This is a genomic window from uncultured Meiothermus sp., from assembly GCF_937863175.1.
In the GTDB taxonomy this organism is placed as follows: domain Bacteria; phylum Deinococcota; class Deinococci; order Deinococcales; family Thermaceae; genus Meiothermus.
In genome coordinates, this window is the sequence record NZ_CALMCQ010000077.1 from 1 (window position 1) to 2,229 (window position 2,229).

General features: G+C 60.4%; 3 protein-coding genes. 2 read left to right on the forward strand and 1 reads right to left on the reverse strand.

Going from position 1 to position 2,229, the window contains the following annotated elements; genetic code table 11:
- Nucleotides 1–487, forward strand: a 487-nt coding sequence (locus Q0288_RS03045; protein WP_299426991.1) for a sugar nucleotide-binding protein, incomplete at its 5' end; no start/stop codon positions are given.
- Nucleotides 488–614: 127 nt separating this feature from the next.
- Complete coding sequence (locus tag Q0288_RS03050; protein ID WP_299426994.1) at nucleotides 615–1,430, forward strand: Fumble domain-containing protein; 816 nt, start codon at nucleotides 615–617, stop codon at nucleotides 1,428–1,430.
- Nucleotides 1,431–1,716: 286 nt separating this feature from the next.
- On the opposite strand, the gene Q0288_RS03055 is transcribed toward Q0288_RS03050, so the two are convergent.
- The coding region (locus Q0288_RS03055; protein ID WP_299426997.1) for a trypsin-like serine protease at nucleotides 1,717–2,229 on the reverse strand (513 nt) is incomplete at its 5' end.

Below are 2,229 nucleotides of genomic sequence, written 5' to 3' on the forward strand. Positions count from 1 at the left end.
GCCCAACCCTCTCACCGGGTATGGCCAGGCCAAACTGAGGGCGGAAAATTTTGTTCGAGAGATACTACCCACCGCGACCATTGTCCGTACCTCGCTGATCTGGGGCCTGAACCCCATAGACGTGACCAGCCAGATGGTACTGGAGCTTGCCGACGGAAAGCGCGAGGGTGGACTGTTTAGCGATGAATATCGCTCTTTTGTGTTTGCCGAGGATCTGGCCCAGGCCCTGTGGGAACTGGTTGGGCTGAACTACCAGGGAGTGCTGCACCTGGGTGGGGCCGAGGTGCTGAGCCGGCTCGAGTTTGGTCGTCTGCTGGCTCCCCACTACGGGCGGAACCCCGCTGGACTACCGGCCCAGCGCCGCGCCGATTATCCGGGCCCTCGCCCCGGCAACTGTGCGCTGGATAGCTCGCTGGCCCAGTCTATGCTCCAGACCCGGCTGCGCGGAGTGCAGGAGGTGTTGCTCGAGCGCGAAAGGCCAGACTGAAATAGCAGTCGCGGTTCTCGCTACTGGCGCCGCCGGGGCATGTGGTTTCTGACACGATTTTCTGGCCTGAGACCTGCAAGCTTGAACAGACTTCACCCAAGCCCTCTGCTGCGTTATCCTGAGCCCCATGCTGAAACTCGGCGTGGATTTTGGGCTGTCCAATACCGATGTGGTGTTGCTGGAGAACCAGACCATCATTGCCAACCAGGTCTTCAAGGCCGGTTCGACCCGTCTCGAGGTGCTGGCCAGGATACTTGCGAAGCTGGGGGTTCGGCCCTCCGAGCTGGGTGCAATTGCCGTTGCTGGAGGGCTATCGCATAACCTACCCGAGTCCTTTGAAGGGATCGCCCTCCAGAAAATAGGCGAGGCCCAGGCAGTCGGACGCGGTGCGCTGGCCTTATCAGGGCTTCGGGAAGCGCTGGTGGTCTCGGCCGGAACCGGCACTGCTATGTATGCCGCCAGAGAAAGCGAAGCCCAGCACTTCACAGGCTCAGCGGTGGGGGGCGGCACCCTGCTGGGCTTATCCCGGCTCTTGCTGGGGACTGCCGACCCCCTCGAGGTGGCCCGACTGGCGGCTCGAGGGGATACCAGTCGGGTAGATTCGACGCTTCTGGATGTGATTGGAGGGGGTATTGGCCACCTGCCCCCCGATGCGACAGCGGTCAATCTGGGCCGGCTGGTGCACGACATTGAGGCCAGCCGGGAAGACCTGGCGGCAGGCCTGGTCACGCTGGTGAGCCAGGTGATTGCCATGATTGCGCTCAATGCGGCGAAGGCCGCTGCACTGCCGCAGATTGTGATTGTGGGGCACCTGCCCGACCTCGAGCCCATGCGTAAGGCCTTCGAGCGGGTCTGGTACTTTTACCAGACCCACCCCAAACCCCTGATACCCCCCAAATCCGGCTGGGCTACAGCCTATGGAGCAGTGCTTAGTGTCTCCTGAAGTGTTGTCTGGGCGCGCCCATTCACGAAACCCAGAGGGGGTAAAGAGACGGTTTTCAAAACAACCAGCGATGCAGTCCATTTAATAACTGCCTCTCAAGGCTTGCCGGCCCGAAAAGAACCGACCGATAGTTGCTATCGGTCGGTTTACGGAGAGAGTTAAGTGCGTCCACGATAGAAATTTCGGTTATGGTTCTTGCGAGAGGCGATTTTTGGGTCTGCGCCGGCGCAGCTCCTCTGCCAGGCCCTCACCCTACGGCCAATTCCTAACGACGAGAAACCGGGGTCTAGGGGGCCAGGCCAAAGGTGGCGAGCCAGTCCAGGTCGTCTTTTCTATCAACGCGATAGACACCGCCCGTACCCGCACAGTTACCGTTTTTGCCGAACGAAGTCACTCCACCAATCACATTGCTACTGCCGATAAAGTTCGGTCCACCCGAATCGCCAAAGCAGGTGCCGCCGGTGCTGGCGTTGTTTGAGAGCAAGATAGAGAAGTCGCCGGTGAAGCCCGGCACGTTGATCTGAATCAGGTGGGGTGTTGCGAACATACGTACCCTGGCGGCTTCCACAAAGACCGGGTTGATTCTCTGTAACCCGTAGCCCACAGCGGTAAAGCTGGTGTTTTTCAGGCCACGCCGCCGGGCCATATCGTCTAGCACGTCCTGCTGGGGTAGCCGGCCGTACTGGCTCATCACCATAGGCCGGTTCAGTACAACCACCCCCAGGTCGTAGAGGAAGAAGGCGCGGGGGTTGTATTGCGGATGGGTGTATGGCGTTCCACCGGTCTGCCCTGTAAAGGG